19 protein-coding genes are annotated in these 18,201 nt (G+C 72.6%); 7 read left to right on the top strand and 12 right to left on the bottom strand.

Annotated features, from left to right (window positions below):
* The 4 genes from ACRY_RS04130 to hypB are packed head-to-tail and all read left to right on the top strand — an operon-like array spanning position 1 to position 2,243.
* A complete protein-coding gene (locus ACRY_RS04130) occupies positions 1–831 on the top strand; it encodes a hydrogenase expression/formation protein (RefSeq protein ID WP_011941455.1) in 831 nt (276 codons plus the stop codon).
* Positions 828–1,025, top strand: a complete 198-nt coding sequence (locus ACRY_RS04125) for a rubredoxin (RefSeq protein WP_011941454.1) — start codon at positions 828–830, stop codon at positions 1,023–1,025. Before ACRY_RS04130 ends, ACRY_RS04125 begins: the two co-directional genes overlap by 4 nt.
* Positions 1,018–1,359 (top strand): hydrogenase maturation nickel metallochaperone HypA, encoded by a 342-nt coding sequence (hypA, locus tag ACRY_RS04120; RefSeq protein WP_011941453.1) that lies wholly within the window; start codon positions 1,018–1,020, stop codon positions 1,357–1,359. Before ACRY_RS04125 ends, hypA begins: the two co-directional genes overlap by 8 nt.
* On the top strand, positions 1,356–2,243 hold the full coding sequence (gene hypB, locus ACRY_RS04115) for a hydrogenase nickel incorporation protein HypB (protein ID WP_043509039.1): 888 nt from the start codon (positions 1,356–1,358) through the stop codon (positions 2,241–2,243). Before hypA ends, hypB begins: the two co-directional genes overlap by 4 nt.
* 6 nt (positions 2,244–2,249) lie before the next feature.
* On the opposite strand, the gene hypE is transcribed toward hypB, so the two are convergent.
* The 10 genes from hypE to ACRY_RS04065 form a co-directional block, all read right to left on the bottom strand.
* Positions 2,250–3,266 (bottom strand): hydrogenase expression/formation protein HypE, encoded by a 1,017-nt coding sequence (gene hypE, locus ACRY_RS04110; RefSeq protein ID WP_011941451.1) that lies wholly within the window; start codon positions 3,264–3,266, stop codon positions 2,250–2,252.
* The gene (gene hypF / locus ACRY_RS04105) at positions 3,263–5,527 is read right to left on the bottom strand and encodes a carbamoyltransferase HypF (protein ID WP_011941450.1); all 2,265 of its coding nucleotides are present in this window, start codon (positions 5,525–5,527) and stop codon (positions 3,263–3,265) included. The genes hypE and hypF overlap by 4 nt, the downstream gene beginning before the upstream one ends.
* A 10-nt stretch (positions 5,528–5,537) precedes the next feature.
* Entirely contained in the window at positions 5,538–6,665 is a 1,128-nt protein-coding gene (gene hypD / locus ACRY_RS04100; RefSeq protein ID WP_231295332.1) for a hydrogenase formation protein HypD, read from the bottom strand.
* On the bottom strand, positions 6,646–6,873 hold the full coding sequence (locus ACRY_RS04095) for a HypC/HybG/HupF family hydrogenase formation chaperone (protein ID WP_011941448.1): 228 nt from the start codon (positions 6,871–6,873) through the stop codon (positions 6,646–6,648). The genes hypD and ACRY_RS04095 overlap by 20 nt, the downstream gene beginning before the upstream one ends.
* 187 nt (positions 6,874–7,060) lie before the next feature.
* Positions 7,061–7,900, bottom strand: a complete 840-nt coding sequence (locus ACRY_RS04090) for a PhzF family phenazine biosynthesis protein (protein WP_011941447.1) — start codon at positions 7,898–7,900, stop codon at positions 7,061–7,063.
* Entirely contained in the window at positions 7,897–8,526 is a 630-nt protein-coding gene (locus tag ACRY_RS04085; RefSeq protein WP_011941446.1) for an NUDIX domain-containing protein, read from the bottom strand. The genes ACRY_RS04090 and ACRY_RS04085 overlap by 4 nt, the downstream gene beginning before the upstream one ends.
* Before the next feature lie 66 nt (positions 8,527–8,592).
* Positions 8,593–9,360, bottom strand: coding sequence for a pyrroloquinoline-quinone synthase PqqC (gene pqqC / locus ACRY_RS04080; RefSeq protein ID WP_007424114.1), 768 nt, complete (start codon positions 9,358–9,360; stop codon positions 8,593–8,595).
* Positions 9,361–9,447: 87 nt separating this feature from the next.
* Positions 9,448–10,263, bottom strand: a complete 816-nt coding sequence (locus tag ACRY_RS04075) for an alpha/beta hydrolase (RefSeq protein ID WP_011941445.1) — start codon at positions 10,261–10,263, stop codon at positions 9,448–9,450.
* On the bottom strand, positions 10,260–11,504 hold the full coding sequence (locus ACRY_RS04070; protein WP_011941444.1) for a flavin-dependent oxidoreductase: 1,245 nt from the start codon (positions 11,502–11,504) through the stop codon (positions 10,260–10,262). Before ACRY_RS04070 ends, ACRY_RS04075 begins: the two co-directional genes overlap by 4 nt.
* A gap of 7 nt (positions 11,505–11,511) precedes the next feature.
* Positions 11,512–11,952 carry a cupin domain-containing protein gene (locus ACRY_RS04065; RefSeq protein WP_007423909.1) on the bottom strand — a complete coding sequence of 147 codons (441 nt, stop codon included), beginning with the start codon at positions 11,950–11,952 and terminating at the stop codon, positions 11,512–11,514.
* Positions 11,953–12,132: 180 nt separating this feature from the next.
* Here ACRY_RS04065 and ACRY_RS04060 point away from each other — a divergent pair, with 180 nt between their 5' ends.
* From ACRY_RS04060 to ACRY_RS04050, 3 genes are read left to right on the top strand one after another with little or no spacing between them, the layout of a single operon-like run.
* Entirely contained in the window at positions 12,133–12,981 is an 849-nt protein-coding gene (locus ACRY_RS04060) for an ATP-binding cassette domain-containing protein (RefSeq protein WP_007423908.1), read from the top strand.
* The gene (locus ACRY_RS04055) at positions 12,978–14,012 is read left to right on the top strand and encodes an ABC transporter permease (RefSeq protein WP_007423907.1); all 1,035 of its coding nucleotides are present in this window, start codon (positions 12,978–12,980) and stop codon (positions 14,010–14,012) included. The genes ACRY_RS04060 and ACRY_RS04055 overlap by 4 nt, the downstream gene beginning before the upstream one ends.
* Before the next feature lie 49 nt (positions 14,013–14,061).
* Positions 14,062–15,057, top strand: a complete 996-nt coding sequence (locus tag ACRY_RS04050) for a substrate-binding domain-containing protein (RefSeq protein WP_011941443.1) — start codon at positions 14,062–14,064, stop codon at positions 15,055–15,057.
* Here ACRY_RS04050 and ACRY_RS04045 read toward each other — a convergent pair.
* On the bottom strand, positions 15,051–16,259 hold the full coding sequence (locus tag ACRY_RS04045; RefSeq protein ID WP_011941442.1) for a diaminopropionate ammonia-lyase: 1,209 nt from the start codon (positions 16,257–16,259) through the stop codon (positions 15,051–15,053). The two genes, ACRY_RS04050 and ACRY_RS04045, sit on opposite strands and share 7 nt — an antisense overlap.
* Before the next feature lie 90 nt (positions 16,260–16,349).
* Positions 16,350–18,179, bottom strand: a complete 1,830-nt coding sequence (locus ACRY_RS04040) for a chloride channel protein (RefSeq protein WP_007421614.1) — start codon at positions 18,177–18,179, stop codon at positions 16,350–16,352.
* Between the last annotated feature and the right edge of the window lie 22 nt (positions 18,180–18,201).

Raw genomic sequence — 18,201 nt, 5'->3', positions numbered from 1 at the left:
ATGGACCCGTTCGCCCTGCCCGCGCGATCCGGCACCGCCGAGGCGGGACCGGACTATCTCGCGCTGCCGACGGAGATGCATGTGTTCCGCGCGCCCTCGCTGCCCGACGATCCGGCGGCGCGGGCGCGGTGCCGGGCCTGGCTGCAGCGGATCGGCGCGGCGCTGGAGGCGGCGGCATCCGGCGCCGCGGTGGGGCAGATCGTGCTCGACGAGGCCTCGGCGGCGGATTGCGCCAGTCTCGACGAGATCCTGCTCGATGGCGAGGTGAGCGCGCTGGTGCTGGGCGCGCCGGAATGGCAGATCGGCGAGACGGCCTATACCGGATTGTGGCGGCTGCGGGCGCGCGATGCGGCGACCGGGCGGCGGCTGGACCGGCTGGAGATCGGGCCAATACCGGCGGTGGTGGCGGCGCGCGCCGCAGCTTCCTGGGGGCTTATGGAGCTGCCGGCGCCGGAGGCGATTCCGCCGGAGATGGTCAACGCGCCGCACGTGCTGGCGGAGCTGCGCGCCCGCAGCGCCGCGTTCCGGCCGGGCGGCGCGGCGCATGTGATCAATCTCGGCCTGCTGCCGCTGGCCGAGGCGGAGCTGACCTGGCTGGTGCGCACGCTCGGCGAGGGGCCGGCGATCATTCTCTCGGGCGGGTATGGCACCTGCCGGATCCGCAGCACGCGCCTCGCCGGGACCTGGTGGGTGCAATATTACAACGCGGCGGACGCGCTGATCCTGAACACGCTGGAGATCGCCGCGGTGCCGGCGGTGGCCTGCGCCGCCCAGGACGACGTCGCCGAATCCGCATCGCGCGTGCGGGCGCTGGAGGCGGCCTATCCATGAGCGGGGCCGCCGAGCTTTCCCGCTACGAGTGCCGGATCTGCTGGCATGTGTACGATCCGGCGGCGGGCGACGAGGTGTGGCAGATCGCGCCGGGGACGGCGTTCGCCGACCTGCCGGAGTCGTGGCATTGCCCGAACTGCGACGCCGAGCGCCACCAGTTCCTGCCGCTCGACGCGGAGGACCGCGATGCATGAGATGGCGCTCTGCGAGGGGCTGGTGCAGGCGCTGGAGGCGCAGGCGGGGGCGGCCGCGTTCAGCCGGGTGCATGCGGTGGAGCTGGAAATCGGCGCGCTGGCGGCGGTGGAATGCGAGGCGATGCGGTTCAATTTCGGCATCGTCACGCGCGGCACGCTGGCGGAGGACGCGCGGCTCGACATCGTCGAGGTCGATGGCAGGGCCTGGTGCATGCAATGCGGCACCACGGTGACGCTGCGGCGCTTCGGCGATCCGTGTCCGCATTGCGGCAGCCTGCAATTGCAGGTGCTCGACGGCAAGCAGATCAGGATCAGGCAGATCGAGGTGACATGATGTGCGGCATATGCGGCTGCGGCGATACCGGGGAACACCATCATGAGCATGAGCATGAGCATGGGCATGGGCATGGGCACGGGCACGACCACGGGCATGATCATGGCCACGCGGCGGAGCACGCGCACGCGGCGGGGCTGGCGCCGGCGCGGATGGTGCGGGTGGAGCAGGACATCATGGCGGCGAACCAGCGCCATGCCGATGCCAACCGGACGTATTTCGCCGAGCGGGGCATTTTCGTCGTCAACCTCGTCTCCAGCCCCGGCTCGGGCAAGACCTCGCTGCTGGTGCGGACGGTCGCGGCGCTGAAGGCGGAGATGCCGGTCGCGGTGATCGAGGGCGACCAGCAGACGGAGTTCGACGCCGAGCGGATCCGCGCGGCGGGGGCGCCGGCCTGGCAGATCAATACCGGCAAGGCGTGCCATCTCGACGCGCACATGGTCGGCCACGCGCTGGAGCACCTGCCGGCGCTGGAGGGCGGGATCCTGTTCATCGAGAATGTCGGCAACCTCGTCTGCCCGGCGGGGTTCGACCTCGGCGAGGCGCACAAGGTCGTCATTCTCTCGGTGACCGAGGGCGAGGACAAGCCGCTGAAATATCCGCACATGTTCCACGCCGCCGACCTGATGCTGGTCAACAAGATCGACCTGCTGCCGCATGTGGCGTGCGACATGGAGCTGATCCTCGCCGGCGCGCTGCGGGTGAATCCGGCCATCGGGTCGTTCGCGGTCTCGGCGGCGACGGGAGAGGGATTCGGCGCGTGGCTGGACTGGCTGCGCCAGGGGCGCGAGCGGGCGCGGCGGGCGCAGCACGGGGCGATGCAGGCGCGGCGCGAGGCGTTGCGGCGGGAGCTGGCCTCGATCGACGCGACGCTCGCGGGCTGATCCCGCTCAGCAGATCCGCGGCAGCGGGTCGGATTCCAGTTCGGGCAGGGTCCGCGCGCCGCCGATGCGGGTGCGCAGGAGAACCGGGGCATCGGCCGGGGCGGCCGCGCCGATCGCGCCGATGATCGCGGCCCCCTCCCCTTCGGGCAAGGCGCGCCAGGCGGCGAGGATGGCGGCGGCCGCCGCCGGGGCGGCGACGGCGACGACGCGGCCCTCGCTCGCGAGGTAGAGCGGATCGTAGCCGAGCATGTCGCAGACCGCGCGCGTGGTGCCGCGGACCGGGATCGCCGCCTCGTCGAGCTCGACGGCGCGGCCGGCGCCGCGGGCGATTTCATGGGCGACGGTGGCGAGGCCGCCGCGCGTGGGATCGCGCATGAAGCGCAGGCCGGGCAGGACGGCGATGGCGGCGGTGAGCGGCAGGACGCTCGCGGCGTCGGACACGACATCGCCGCTGAGGCCGAATTCCTCGCGCGCCAGCATCACCGCGATGCCGTGATCGCCCACCGGGCCGCTGACCAGCACGGCATCGCCGGTCTCGATCCGGCCGAGGCCGAGGCCGCAGCCGGGCGGGCGGACGCCGATGCCGGTGAGGGCGAGATAGATCCCCCCGCCCTGCCCGCGCGGCAGGACCTTGGTATCGCCGGCGACGACGCGCACGCCGGCGGCGCGGGCGGCGCCGGCGAGGCTGGCGACGATGCGCTCCAGCCGGGCGATTTCCAGCCCCTCCTCGATCAGCGCGGCCAGGGTGAGATAGAGCGGGCGGGCGCCGGCGACGGCGAGGTCGTTCACCGTGCCGTGCACCGCGAGGGCGCCGATGTCGCCGCCGGGAAAGCTGAGCGGCTGGACGGTGAAACCGTCGGTGGTGACGACGATCTCGCCCGCGGGCAGGGCGACGGGCACGGCGTCGGCCCCGGTGTCGAGCGCGGGGTCGGCGAGGTGGCGGGCGAACACCTCCTCGATCAGCGCCCGCATCAGGCGGCCGCCATTGCCGTGGGCAAGGCTGACATGGGTATCCTCGATCACGCGCGTCCTCCGTATTCGATGATCTGGCCGAAGCTGAGCCCGGCATCGTTGCAGGCGATCGCCTCGCCGAACAGGGTTGCGAAGCCGGCGGCGCGCAGGGCGGGGGCGAGGCGCTCGACCAGGTTCCGGTTCTGGAAGACGCCGCCGGCGAGGCCGATGGCGGCGACGCCGTGGCGGCGGCGGACGGTCTCCGCGATGGCCAGCGCGGTCGCCGCCATCGTGGCGTGGAAGGCGGCGGCGCGGCGGGCGGCGGGGACCGACGCATCGAGCAGCGCCGGCAGGGCGGCGGACCAGTCGGCCTCGATCACGCCGTCCGCGGCGTCGGCGAGGGGGAGTCCGGGCGCGGGGCCGGTGATGTCGTCCGCGGTGTCGGCCAGGGATTCGAGCAGGGCCGGCCCCTGCCCTTCGAAGCTGGCGACACGGCAGAGGCCGAGCAGGGCGGCGGCGGCATCGAACAGCCTTCCGGCGGCGCCGGTGCGATGGCAGTTGAGATCGCGCGCCCAGGCGGCGCGGGCGATGCCGGCACCCTGTTCGGGCAGGAGGCCGGCGGGCGGGTCGATCCCCGCCGCCCAGCAGAGCGCGGCGGCGCTGCGCCAGGGGGCGCGGGAGGCGGCGTCGCCGCCTTGCAGGCGGAACGGGCGGAAGCGGGCGACGCGGCGCCAGGCGCCGGGGCGGCCGAGCAGCGCCTCGCCGCCCCAGAGCGTGCCGTCCGGGCCGAGGCCGACGCCATCCCAGGTGAGGACGAGGAGCGGCGCCGCTCCGGGCGCCATCTCGCCGGCCAGGGCCGAGGCATGGGCGTGGTGGTGCCAGACCGGGACGATGTCGAGCCCGCGCGCGCGGGCCTCGGCGCGGGCCCAGCGGGTGCTGGCATAGCCGGGATGGGCATCGACCAGCAGGCGGCGCGGGGCGATTCCGTAGAGGGATTGCAGGTCGGCCGCCATGCGGGCGAGGCCGGCGAGGGCCGCGGGATCGTCGAGATCGCCGAGATGCGGCGAGATCACCACCCGGTCGGCGAAGCCGAGGGCGATGGTCGATTTCATGTGGCCGCCCAGGGCCAGCACCGGCTCGGCGAGGCGGAACGGCAGGGTGCGCTCGATCGGGCAGAGGCCGCGCCCGGCGCGGAGGATGCGGGGCGCGCCGTCGATGATCCGCAGCACGCTGTCATCGACCGGGCGCTCGATCGGGCGGTCGTGATGGAGGAAGGCGTCGGCGATGCCGGCGAGCGCGGCGGCGGCGGCGTCCGGGTCGGTCAGCATCGGCTCGCCGGAGCGGTTGGCGGAGGTGGCGACGAGGGGCGCGCCGAAGCCCTCGGCCAGCAGATGGTGCAGCGGGCTGTCGGCCAGCATGGCGCCGATGGTGCCGAAGCCGGGCGCGATCGCGGGCGCCAGCGGCGCGCCGGGGCGTCGGGGCAGCAGGAGGATGGGCCGGGCCGGGCCGCGCAGCGCGGCGCGCGCGGCGGCATCGGCGGCGACGCAGGAATCGAGGGTGCGCGCATCGTCGGGGAACAGCACGGCGAAGGGCTTGTCCGGCCGGCTCTTGCGGTGGCGCAGGGCGGCGACGGCGGCTTGGTCCGCCGCGTCGCAGAGCAGGTGATAGCCGCCGACGCCGCGCACCGCGACGATCAGGCCGCGACGCAGGGCGGCGAGGCCGGCGGCGAGCGCGGCCTCGCCGGCGGCGGACGGGGCGCCGGCGGCCTCGAACCGGCAGTACGGGCCGCAATCGGGGCAGGCGACCGGCTCGGCGTGGAAGCGGCGGTTCAGCGGGTCGGCGTATTCGGCGCGGCAGGCGGGGCAGAGCGGGAAGCCGGCCATCGCGGTGTTGGCGCGGTCGTAGGGCAGACGGCGGATCAGGCTGTAGCGCGGGCCGCACTGGGTGCAGTTGATGAACGGGTAGCCGGCGCGGCGGTCGGACCGGTCGGCGAGTTCGCGCAGGCAGTCGGGACAGGGGGCGAGATCGGGCGGGAACGCGGGACGCGCGCCTTCGGTGGCGGCGCTGTCGCGGATGGAAAATCCGGGTTCGACCGCCTCGGCCACCGGGGTGACGCCGAGCAGGCCGGGCCGGGCGGTGGGCGGCGCCTCGGCCAGCAGGGCGGCGGTGAAGCGGTCGAGGATCGCGGGGTCGGCGGCGGCGAGGATTTCCACCGTGCCGAGCCCGTTGCGGACCCAGCCGGAGACGCCGTGGCGCCGGGCGAGGCGGTAGACGAAGGGGCGGAACCCGACCCCCTGCACCCGCCCGCCGAGTTCGATCCGCAAGGCCGGCATCGGGACCGGGTCAGTGCGCCCGAATGCCCGCCTGCCACCAGATGTGGCAGGCGCCTTCGTCCGAGACCATGCAGGGGCCGACCGGGTGGCGCGGCGTGCAGGCCCGGCCGTAGAGGCGGCACTGGTCGGGCTGGCGGCGGCCGAGGACGACGCTGGCGCAGTCGCAGCCCGGCGGCATCTCGCCGGCGCGGCGGCGGGGCGGCGCGGCGATGACGTGGCGGGCGCGGGCGTCGTGCACGCGCCAGCCTTCGCGCAGGGCGAAGCCGGAGCGGGGGATGACGCCGATGCCGCGCCAGGCGGCGTCGGTCACCTCCATCACCTCGTCGAGCAGGCGGCGGGCGGTGGGGTTGCCCTCCGGGCGGACCAGCTCGGGATAGCAATTGTCGAGGAAGGCCCTGCCCTCGCGCTTCTGGCGGAGGACCGAATAGATCGCCGCCAGCAGGCTTTCGGCGGAGAACCCGGCGACCGCGACCGGCAGGGCGTGACGCTCGGCGACGAAGCGCCATTCCTCGGCACCCATCACCGTCGCCACGTGGCCGGGGGCGACCAGGGCGTCCAGCGCGTTGTCCTCCTCGGCGAGCAGCATGGCGACGGCGGGCCAGGTGAGCCGTGCCGCGAGCAGGACCGAGAGATTGTCCGGCACGCCCTCGGCCAGCATGGCGGCGACCGGCGCCGTCGTCGTCTCGAAGCCGGCGACGAAGAAGACGACCGGGCGGCTCGGCGCGGCGCGGGCGATCGCCACCGCGTCCTGCGGCGCGGCGATGGGGCGCACATCCGCGCCGGCGGCGCGGGCGGCGGCGAGCGAGGCGACCTCGCCCTTCGGCGCGTTGATCGGCACGCGCAGCATGTCGCCGAAGGCGACGAGGGTGACGCCGCCGGCCATCGCCAGGGCGATCGCGTCGGCGAGGTCTTCCTCGGGGCAGACGCAGACCGGGCAGCCGGGGCCGGGGATGATGCGCACACCCTCCGGCAGGAGGGCGCGCAGGCCGAGCATGCTGAGGCTGCGCTCATGCCCGCCGCAGACATTCATGATGGCGACCGGCGGGCCCGGCGGCAGGGCGCGGATGCGGCCGAGCCAGAGCCGGGCCTCGGCCTCGCCGCTCATCGCCGCCCCGCGCTCACGGCGCGGCCTCGCCAAGGACGGCGAGCAGCTCCCAGGCGGAGCGGGCCTCGCCCTCGGTCATTTTCCGCAGCGCGTAGCCGACATGGACCATGACATGGTCGCCGGGGGCGACCTCGCCGGCGCCGAGCATGAACAGGCTGACGGTGCGGCGCACGCCCTGGGCCTCGCAGACGGCGTTGAAACCGTCGATCGCCACGACCTGCATGGGGATACCGAGACACATCGGGGCCGCGCTCCTCCGCGAGAGGCCGGCAAGGTTTCGTTACCGGACGGTTCCGAACCTGCCGCCGGACGGCGGCGCGGACAATGACATGGATCAACCCGGCGCAAGCGCCGGGCGGGGACATGGATCAACCCGGCGCGGGCGCCGGGCGGGGACATGGATCAACCCGGCGCAGACGCCGGGCGGGTCAGAGGGCGTGGCCGGCGAACAGGGTGCGGACGGCGCCGCCGACCCAGACCTGGCCCGCCGCGTCCTGCTCGACATGGACGCGGCCGGCGCGGCCGAGCCGGGTGCCCTGCGCCGCGACATAGGCGCCATTCGCACGGCCGCTGGCGAACAGCCACTGGCCGACCGAGGCGTTGAGGCTGCCGGTGACCGGGTCCTCGACCAGCACGCCTTCCGGGTTGGTGAAAAGGGCGCGGATCTCGAACGCGGCGGCACCGCCGGGTTCGTGCGGGCCGACCACGCCGATATCGATGGGCCGGCCATGGTGGCGCGCCGGTTCGATCGCCAGCACCTCGGCGGCGGAGGCGAGCATCGCGCAGATCCAGCCGGGGCCGTTGTCCACCCAGGCGGCATCGACGATGGCGGCGCGGTCGATGCGCAGCACGGCGGCAACCTCGGCGATGTCCGCCTCGTCCGGCGGGCCGCCGCGCAGCAGCGGCGGCGCGGCGAAGGCGAGACGGTCGGCATCGCGGCGGATGGTGACGAGGCCGGCGCCGCATTCCTGCACGATGACGCCGTTCCACTTCGGGACGCCGCCCGCCTCCGCCCAGGCATGGGCGGTGCCGAGCGTGGGGTGGCCGGCGAAGGGGAGTTCGCGCGAGAGGGAAAAGATGCGGACGCGGTAATCGGCGGCGGGGTCGGTGGGCGGGAGCAGGAAGGTGGTTTCCGACAGGTTGAGCCAGCGTGTGATCGCCTGCATCTCGGCGGTGGACAGGCCGTCGGCATCGGCGATCACGGCGAGCGGGTTGCCGGTGAAGGGGGCGGTGCCGAACACGTCGACGAGGCGGAACGGGCGGGTCATGGCGAGGGCTCCTGGCGCGGGGCGGCGGGCGGGAAGAGGTGCAGGGCGGCGTAGTGCAGCAGCATGATCGCCTTGGCGTCGTGGATCTCGCCGGTTTCGATGCGGCGCAGCGCGTCGTCGATGTCGAGTTCGACGGTCTCGATGTCCTCGCCCTCCTCGGGGCAGCCGCCGCCGGGGGCGACGCGGTCGGCCGGGGTGTAGCGGGCGACGAAGAAGAAGAGTTTCTCGGTGAGCGCGCCGGGGCTCATGTAGGCGCTGAAGACGGGGCGGATGCCGGCGATGCGGTAGCCGGTTTCCTCCTCGGTCTCGGCGATGATGCGGGCCTCGGGGTGGGCGGCGTCGAGCTTGCCGGCGATGGCTTCGAGCACGAGGCCGTCGCCGCTCTCGGCGAAGGCGGGATAGCGGAACTGCCGGACCAGGACGACGGTGCGGCGGGCGGGATCGTAGAGCAGGATCGCCGCGCCGTTGCCGACGTCGTAGACCTCGCGGGTGAGGGTCTGCCAGCGGCCGTCGGAACGGCGCCAGTCGAACGTGACCTTGGTCAGCCGGCCCCAGCCGGCGGCGAGCAGCGCCTCGGCGCGCAGGCGGACCCTGTCCGCGAGGTTGTGGGGCCTGTCGCTCGGCATCTGCACGGTCTCCGGCTGGCTTGCGGGCGGGCGGCGCGGCCGGCGCCGGGCGGTGGACCCGGGCGGTCAGGCGGCGACGCCGTAATGTCGTCCCATCTCGTCGTTCATCGTCCACAGAATGTCCAGCTTGAACTTGAGGATCTGCAGGGCGCGCTCCTGCATCGGCCGGGTCGCGAAATGGGCGAGCGTGATCCGCAGGCCGTGGACGACGTCGCGCGGGGCCTGGCTGGTGCGGTTGCGGAAGTAGTCGAGCCCCTCGCTCTCGATCCAGGGATAGTGGCCGGGCCAGGTGGCGAGGCGCTGGCGGTGGATGTCGGGGGCGAAAAGCTCGGTCAGCGAGGAGCAGACGGCCTCCTGCCAGGGCGCGCGGCGGGCGAAATTGACATAGGCGTCGACCGCGAAGCGCACGCCGGGCAAGAGGTGGCGCAGGTCGAGCATCTCCTCGCGCGCGAGGCCGGTGGCGATGCCGAGGCGGAGCCAGGCCTCGATGCCGCCCTCGTCGCGCAGGCGCGAGCCGTCGGGCAGTTCGTAGTCGAACCCGTCATGGTCGAGGAGGCGGCGGATCCAGCCGCGGCGGATCTCGCGGTCGGGGCAGTTGGAGAGGATCGCCGCGTCCTTCACCGGGATCGCGATCTGGTAATAGAAGCGGTTGGCGACCCACATGCGGATCTGCTCCGGCGTCGCCTTGCCGGTGTTGAGCATCACGTTGAACGGATGGTGGATGTGGTAGGCGCTGCCGGCCTCGCGCAGCTTCGCCTCGAATTCGGCGTGAGACCAGGGCGCGCGGCCATCATCGGCTGGTGGCGCCTCGGCCAGGAGATCGGCTCTCATCATTGGACATTCCCCGAAAGCATGAGGCCGGAAAGACGACAGGGGACGGCGGGCGGCGCATTGATCTCGATCATTGCGCGGCGGGGCGGATCAGCGGCGCGGGGCGGCGAGCGGGGCGATGGCGGCGAAGAGCGGCGACGCGGGATCGGCCAGGTGGCGCAGGAGAGAGAAATGATCGGCACCGGGAACGATGATCTCGCGGGCGATGTTGCCGGCGGCGCGCCAGGCCGCGTGCATCGCGCCGGTCTGCGCCCGGAAGGCCGGGGTTTCGTCGCCGCCGACGGCGAAGATCGCCGGCGGCATGCGCGGCTTCACGCGATGCACCGGCGAGGCGGCGCGGGCGGCGGCGGCGTCGAGCCCGAGGCGGTCGTTCAGCGGTGTGGCGCGCAGCGGATCGAGATCGTAGACGCCGCTGAGGCCGACGACGGCGGTGATCGGGCTCGGCCCGTCCCAGTCGGTCAGCGCGAGTTCGGCGGCGAGATGGGCGCCGGCGGAATGGCCGATGGCGACGAGGCCGCCGGTGCCGGCGGCGCGCAGGACGGCGGGGACGGCGCGGCGCACGGAGTCGGTCAGCGCGGCGAGGCTGGCATCGGGGCAGAGCGGGTAGTTCGCCAGCGCGACGTTGAAACTGGCATCGACGAAGGGCGGCGCGAGGAAGCGGAACTGCGCCTTGTCGCGCCCCTGCCAGTAGCCGGCGTGCAGGTAGAGCAGGGTCGCCGCGGCACCGGGGGCGGCGAAGAGGTCGAAGCGTTCGCGCTCATGCGGGCCGTAGGGGATGTCGAGCCGCGGCGCGCGGGCGGCGATGGCGGCCTCGCCCTCGCGCAGGAAGGCCTCGATCAGCGCCGGATGGCCGGGGCGCATCTGCCCGGCGAGATACTGGAAGACGGGGTCGGACGGTTCGGTCATGGCGCGCTGGCGCCGGGTTGCGGCGCCGCGAAGCCGGCGAGCGTGGCGTAGCCGCGGACGATGGCCTCCAGCTCGTCGGGGCGGGCGACGTCGCCGATCCGGGCGAAGCCGTCGGGGGCGCGGGCGGCGACGAGGTCGATGACGCGCTCGGGGCCGCCGACGCGGTTCGAGCGCACGACGGCGGCGGTCGCGGGGCGGCGCTCGGCCTCGTAGGCGGCGAGCGCGGCGGGGATGTCGGCGCTTTCGGCGAGAGTATCGGCGAGGCAGCGCGCGTCGAGGATCGCCTGCGAGGCGCCGTTCGAGCCGACCGGATACATCGCGTGCGCGGCGTCGCCGAGGAGGGTGATGCGCCCCCGCGTCCAGCGCTCCAGCGGATCGCGGTCGCACATCGGGTAGAGGAAGATTTCGCTGGTGGCGCGGGCGAGGCGCCCGACATCGACGAAGGGCAGCGCGAAGCCGGCGACCAGCGGGGCGAACTCCTCCCAGGCGCCGCGGCGCGACCAGCTTTCGCGCGCGGGCGGCGGCGTGCCCTCGGCGCCGGTGCGGGCATAGACGACCCAGTTGGTCAGCCGGGTGCCGTTGGCGGCGGGCTGGCCGATCGGGTAGAAGACTAGCTTGGCGGTGGCGTTGCCGGCGATGATCATCTCGTCGCCGGTGCCGAAGGCCGGCCAGTCGAGCGCGCCGCGCCACATCTGGATGCCGTTCCAGCGCATCGGCGGGTCGGCGCCGAGCAGGAGCGGGCGCAGGGTGGAGTGGATGCCGTCGGCGCCGATCAGCGCGTCGCCGGCGATCGTCTCGCGGGCGCCGGCGGCGTTGGTGAGCGTGACCGCCACCGCGCCATCCGCCTCGGCGGCGGCGGCGACGCGCGCATCCGGGCGCAGGGCCCCCTCCCCCAGCCGCTCGCGCGCGGCGCGCCAGAGCATGTCCTGCAGCTTGCCGCGATGGATGGAGAATTGCGGCACGTCGTGGCCGGCGTGCAGGCCGCGCGTCTCGGTCCAGATCACCTGGCCGCGATGGTTGAGGTAGGAGAGCGCGCGGGTGCGCAGGCCGATTTCGTCGAGCGCGGGCAGCAGGCCGAGGGCGGCGAGTTCGCGGACGGCGTGCGGCAGGATGTTGATGCCGACGCCGAGCGGGCGGATTGCCGGCGCGGCCTCCAGCACCTGGCACTCGATGCCGCGTCGGTGCAGCATGAGGGCGAGGGTGACCCCGCCGATGCCGCCGCCGGCGATGAGCACGCGCATGGCGGGTTCAGCCCGGTGGCAGGAAATGGACCTCGTGCTCGGCCGCGATGCGGACGACCTCGGCGGGGTCGGCGAGGTTGTGGATGCGCTCGAACAGGGCGCGCAGCGAGCGGCTGGGGGCGACCCAGAACACGCATTTCACGTCGGCATCTGAACGGTTGAAGATGCCGTGCGGCCTGTTCATCGGCATACGGACCAGGTCGCCGGGGCCGGCCGACAGATCCTGCCCGTCGAGCCAGAGATCGAATTTTCCCTCCAGCATGTAGATGAATTCGTCCTGCGTCGGGTGGATGTGCGGGGGGACGAAGGTGCCGGGCGGGAAGACCGCGTGCCAGGCCATCGAATGCTCCGACTCCTGCTTCAGCGTGTAGGTCTGGCCGAGGACGTTCCAGACCACGCCGCCGATCCCCTCGTCGGCCCTGGTGATTCCCGGCGGCATTTCGTTCATGGTCGGTCTCCCCTGTTTCGCATGGTTAAATCAGGCGGCGGCGGCGCGGGCAAGACGGCGCGCGGCGGATAGCCGGTGCGGGGCCGCACGGAAAATTGTAGGCCGGCGATAACGGAACTGTTGACTTGACCTGTTTTTCATCGATAATCAACGGCTGGAAACGTCAACGAAAGCCGAAACATGGGCGCAACAGGCAACGCGATCGCAGCTTCCGGCGGCGGCACGCCGAACGAAGACAGGAGGGCGGCCGGCGGCTGGTCCGACATCGTCCGCGCCGAGAAACTCTGCGTCTCGTTCGGCAAGGTCCGCGCCCTCGACAATATAGATCTGGCGATCGGGCGCAACGAGATTGTCGGCCTGATCGGCGATAACGGCGCCGGCAAGTCCACCCTCATCAAGGCGCTGACCGGCGTGGTGCGGCCGAGTTCGGGGCGGCTCTATATTCGCGACGAGGCGGTGGACCTCTACAATTATTCGGTCCGGCGCGCGCATTCGCTGAAATTCGAGACCGTGTACCAGGAGAAGTCGCTCGGCGAGAAGCAGCCGCTGTGGCGGAACTTCTTCGTCGGCCGGCAGATCGTCAACCGCTTCGGCTTCATCAACGTGCGCGAGCAGCGGCGCATCGCCAACGAGATCCTGCAGCGCCAGCTCGGGTTCCGCGGCGTCGGGATCGACGCGGATTCGACCGTCGCCAAGCTGTCGGGCGGCGAGCGGCAGGGCATCGCGATCGGCCGGGCGATGCATTTCGATTCCGACCTGATCATCCTCGACGAGCCGACCACGGCGCTCGCCATCAGCGAGGTGCAGAAGGTGCTGGACTTCGTCCGCTCGATCAAGCGCTCGGGGCGGGCGGCGATCTATATCGAGCACAATCTCGCGCATGTGCACGCGCTGGCGGACCGGCTGGTGGTGCTCGACCGCGGGCGCATCGTCGCCAACATACGGCCGGCGGAGATGACCCTCGAGGATCTCACCCGGTTCCTGATCGACCTGCAACACGGCACGCCGGCAACAGGAGGCCACGCATGAGCGGCAGCGACGTGAGCACGGGACGCCCGGCGGCGCCGAAATCCTCCCCGCGCTGGCACGCGCATCTCGGCGCGGTGCCGATCATCGTCGTGTTCTTCGCGCTGATCGGCATCTATATCGGCTTCGCGCCGGAGGTTTTCCTCCGCTGGCCGATCTACAATTCCTTCCTCGTCACGATTCCGCCGATGCTGGTGCTCTCGCTCGGCCTCACGCTGGTGATCGCGGCCGGGGAGATCGACCTGTCGTTCCCGGCGGTCATCGCGCTGTCGGGCTTCCTGTTCGCGTTCTGCGCCGACAAGCTGCACATGCCCTGGCTCGGCCTGGTCGCCGCGATCGGCGGCGGCGCGCTGGTGGGCGTGATCAATGGCTGGCTGGTCGCCGCACTCGGCATTCCCTCGATCATCATCACCATCGGCACGTCGTTCTTCTGGAGCGGTGTGGCGACCGTGCTTTCGGGCGGCCTGTCCTACGCGCTGAACGACCTGACCGGCACCGTGATCGCGCGGGTGTTCTCGGGGACGCTGCTCGGCGTGCCGGTGGAGGCGCTGTGGGCGGTGGCCGTCGCGGCGCTGATCTGGGCGATCCTGAACCGGCACCGCTTCGGCGAGCACCTGCTGTTCATCGGCGATTCGCGCGAGGTGGCGCGGGTGGTCGGGATCAACACGGTCCGCGAGCGGATCAAGCTGTTCACCCTGATGGGCGCGCTCGCCGGCTTCGCGAGCTTCCTGATGACCGTCGCCAATCTCAGCTATTTCTCGACGCAGGGCCAGGGGCTGCTGCTCTCGGCGCTCGCCGCCGTGTTCATCGGCGGTTCCTCGGTGTTCGGCGGATCGGCCACCGTGGTCGGCAGTTTCTTCGGCGCCATGATCATCGGCATGCTCGATGCCGGGATCGTCGCGACCGGGGTTTCGGGGTTCTGGGTCGAGGTGATCGTCGGCCTCGTGTTCGTCGCCGCGGTGGTGCTGCACACCGGTCTCGGCGACCCGGCGAGGGTGAAGGCTCTGCAGCGACGACTGATGCAACGCGAGTAAAGCCCGCCGGCATGACGGGCACCTCAAGGCAAACAAAGGGAGAGACGGGATGAAACTCAGGATGTCCTTCGCTTCGGCGGCCGCCATCGCGGCGGCGCTGTTCTGCGGCACGGCCGCCGCGGCCCCGCAGCACAAGCTCGGCGCCGGGCTGACCATGTATTTCCAGATGGGCGGCAGCCCCGGCGACGCCTCGACGCTGCCGCGCGAACTCGGCGCCAAGGCGGCGGCCAAGGCGCTCGGCGTGCGGCTGATCTCGCAATATTCCGACTGGCAGCCGGAAAAGATGATCGAGCAGTTCCGCCAGGCCATCGCCGCCGGGCCGCAATGCGCCGAGATCATGGGCCATCCGGGCAACGCCGCCTTCGCGCCGCTGGTGAGCAAGGCCGAGGCCCAGGGCATGGTGGTCACCGCCGGGAACGTGCCGCTGCCCAAGCTCGAGGCGAAATACCGGACCAACGGGTTCGGCTATGTCGGCACCTATCTCGTGCAGGGCGGCGAGACCACCGCGGCGGCGATGGTCAAGGCCGGGCACCTGAAGCCGGGTGACGAGGCGCTCGAATACGGCGTCTTCGCCGAGGGGATCCGCGGCGAATCCGACGAGGGCCTGGTGATGGGGCTGAAGAAGGCCGGGCTCAAGGTCTACAAGCTCAACATCTCGAACGCCGTCAACGCCGATCCGGCGCTGTCGGTGCCGATCCTCGTCGCCTTCATCGAGCGGCATCCGAAGCTCAAGGCGATCGGCACGCAGCAGGGGCTGGTGACCTCGTTCATTCCGAAGGCGTTGCAGGAGGCCGGCAAGAAGCCCGGGCAGATCGTCGTCGGCGGCATCGATCTCGCGCCGACCACCATCGCCGGGGTGAAGAGCGGCTACATCGCCGCGACGCTGAACCAGCAGCTCTACATGCAGGGCTTCCTGCCGGTGGTGCAGTGCGTGCTGACCAAGCGGTTCGACCTCGAGGGCATGAACGTCAACACCGCCGCCGGCACCGACGACAAGGCGCTGCTCGACAAGATCGAGCCGCTGATCAAGAAGGGCTATTACTGATCCGGCGCTGACCCGGCGCCGGCCACGAGCGCCGGGTCGAGGCCGACGAGGTCGCGGTAGCGCGCCGTGTCGGTCGCGCCCTCGGTATTGAAGACCAGGATCCGCGCCTCCGCGCCGCAGCCGAGCGCCTGCCGTGCCCCGGCATCGCCGGCGACGCGGAGCAGGCCGGCGAGACCGGCACCGCCGCTTTCGCCGGCCACCACCGCCATGTCGCCGGCCTCGGGCCGGGCGAGGCGGTTCATCGCCGCGACGGCGTCCTCCTCGCTCACCGTCATGAAGGCGTCGGCGGCGCGGGCGAGGATGCGCCAGGCGACGAGCGAGGTTTCGTAGCATTCGAGCATGGCCATCACCGTTGGCGCGCCGGCGGCGATGCGGACGGGGCGTCCGGCGCGCGCGGTCTCCAGCACGCAGGCGGCGCGGTCGGGCTCGACGACGACGAGCGTCGGCCGCCGCGCGCCGAGGCGTTCGGCGAGATGGCCGGCGACCGCGGCGGCGAGGCCGCCGACGCCGGCCTGGACGAAGACATGGGTGGGCGGCGCCGGCATGGCGGCGAGCGCCTCGTCCACCATCGCGACATAGCCCTGCATGACGAGGCCCGGAATCCGCTCGTAGCCGGGCCAGGACGTGTCGGAGACGACGGTCCAGCCGCGCGCGGCGGACAGGCGGGCGGCCTCTTCCACCGAATCGTCGTAGGTGCCGTCGACGCGGATGATCTCGGCGCCGAGGCCGGCGATCGCCGCCACCCGCGCCGGGCTGACGCCGGCGTGCACCAGGATCGCGCAGCGGCCGCCCAGCATCGCCGCCCCCTGCGCCACCGAGCGGCCGTGATTGCCGTCGGTCGCGCAGGCGAAGGTCATGGTGGCGGCGACGCGGCGGACCTCCGGCGCGGCCATGTCGGCGTAGCCGACGGGGCGGCCGAGGCGGCGGGCGGCTTCCTCCAGCACGAGGCGGACCACGGCGTAGGCGCCGCCGAGCGCCTTGAAGCTGCCGAGTCCGAAGCGGGTCGATTCGTCCTTGAGGTGGAGTGCCGCGACGCCGAGCCGCGCGGCGAGGCAAGGCAGGGCGATGAGCGGCGTCGGGCGGTGATCGGGGCGGTGGGCGAGGTAGCGGGCGAGTTCATCGGCCGGGTCGGCGCCGAGCAGCGCGGCGTCGGCGGCGTCCAGCGGCGCGCCGTGGGCGGGATCGGGGTTCAGGATCAGCATGTCTTTGCTCCCGCCGGAATCGAGGGGCCGGCCTCATGGTCCGCCGCCGTTATGCCGGGGTCGGGGCGGCGCGCCAATCCGGCGGGCGCCTCATGGCACGGCGAGCGGCTCGGGCTTTTGCGCTTCCTTCGCGGCGGCGCGGCGGCGGAAGGGGAAAAAGCGCTCGCGGCGGGTTTCGGCGAGCATGACGCGCTGGTGGACGCGCAGCAGGTCGGCGCGGGAGACGATGCCAAGGAGGCGGCCTTCCGCGTCGACCACGGGGATTCGCGGGGCGTTCCGGGTGAGCATCCGCACCGCGATGGTGTCGGCCATCTCGTCGGGCGCGGCGGTCGTCACCTCGCGGCCGGCGATCATCGCGCGCAAGGGCAGGTCGCGCCGCACCTCGTCGCCGATCCAGTCGAGGATGTCGGCGCGGGAGACGAGGCCGAGCACCAGGCCGTCCGGCGCCGTCACCGGGAAGGCGCGGTGGGCCGCCGCGTGCGAGAGGAAGCGCTCGATCGCAGCCCCCACCGGCAGGTCCGCCGCCAGCGTGTCCACCTCGGTTGCCATGATGTCGCGGATGCGGGTCACCGCCAGCGGGTCGATGCTGTATTCGCGGGTGAGGTGATGGCCGCGCCGGGCGATCTTCTCGGTCAGGATCGAGCGCTTCATCAGCAGGACGGTCACCGCCATGCTGGCCATGCTGGCGGCGAGCACCGGCAGGAGGATGAGGTGGTTGCCGGTGAGTTCGACGGCGAACAGCGTCGAGGTCAGCGGGGCGCGCATGGTGCCGCCCATCATCGCCGCCATGCCGAGCACCGCCCAGAAGCCGGGCGCGGCGTGCGGCATGACGGGGGCGAGGACGGCGCCGAGCGCGCCGCCGATGATCAGCAGCGGCGCCAGCACGCCGCCCGAGGTGCCCGAGCCCAGCGCCACCGACCAGATCACGCCCTTGACCAGGACGAGACGGATCGCGGCCCCGCCGGCGAGCGTGCCGGCGAGCAGGCGCGCGATGTCGGGATAGCCGACGCCGAGGGCCGCCGGGTCGAACACGCCGCCGATGCCGACGACGAGGCCGCCCAGCACCGGCCACCACATCCAGTGGATCGGCAGTGTCTCGAACCCGTCCTCGGCGGCGTAGACGAGCACGGTGAGCAGGGCGGAGCCGAGCCCGGCGGCGAGGCCGAGGCCGAGCCAGCCGAAGGCGTGCAGCGGATCGACGATCACCCCGCCGGCATAGGGAAACAGCGGCGCCGGCGTCATGCAGAAGCGGCGGAGGATGGCGGCGGTGATGCAGGCGACGCCGACGGGGATGATGCTGCGCGGCTTCAGCTCGAACAGCAGGAGTTCGACCGCGAGCAGGAGGGCGGCGACCGGGGTGCCGAAAACCGCCGTCATGCCCGCGCAGGCGCCGGCGACGAGCAGGGTCTTGCGCTCGGCATCGGTCAGGGTGAAGCACTGCGCCATCAGCGAGGCGGCGGCGCCGCCGGTCATGATGATCGGCCCCTCGGCGCCGAACGGGCCGCCGGTGCCGATCGAGATCGCCGACGAGATCGGCTTGAGGATCGCCACCCGCAGGTCGAGCCGGGCGCCGCCGAGCAGGATCGCCTCGATCGCCTCGGGGATGCCGTGGCCGCGGATCTTCTCCGAGCCGTAGCGGGCCATCAGGCCGATCAGCACGGCGCCGCCGGCGGGAACGAGGATCGTCCACAGCGCGGGATGGCCGCCCGGCGCGGCGCCGCCCGGCGCCAGCATCCGGGTCGACCAGACGCCGTAATAGGCGAGATCGTTGATCAGCCCGATCATGCGCAGCAGGATCCAGCCGGCGATGACGCCGAACAGGCCGGCGCAGGCGCCGAAGCCGATCAGCCGGAAGATCCCGCGGTCGGTCGTGAAGTCGCCAAGGCGAACGGGGGGTGGCAGACTGGGCGAAGGTGACATCGATGGCGGACTCCGGGCCGGG

This window comes from Acidiphilium cryptum JF-5, from assembly GCF_000016725.1.
In the GTDB taxonomy this organism is placed as follows: Bacteria; Pseudomonadota; Alphaproteobacteria; order Acetobacterales; family Acetobacteraceae; genus Acidiphilium; species Acidiphilium multivorum.
Note: the sequence above shows the minus strand (reverse complement) of the source record. Positions and strands in the feature narration are given on the sequence as shown.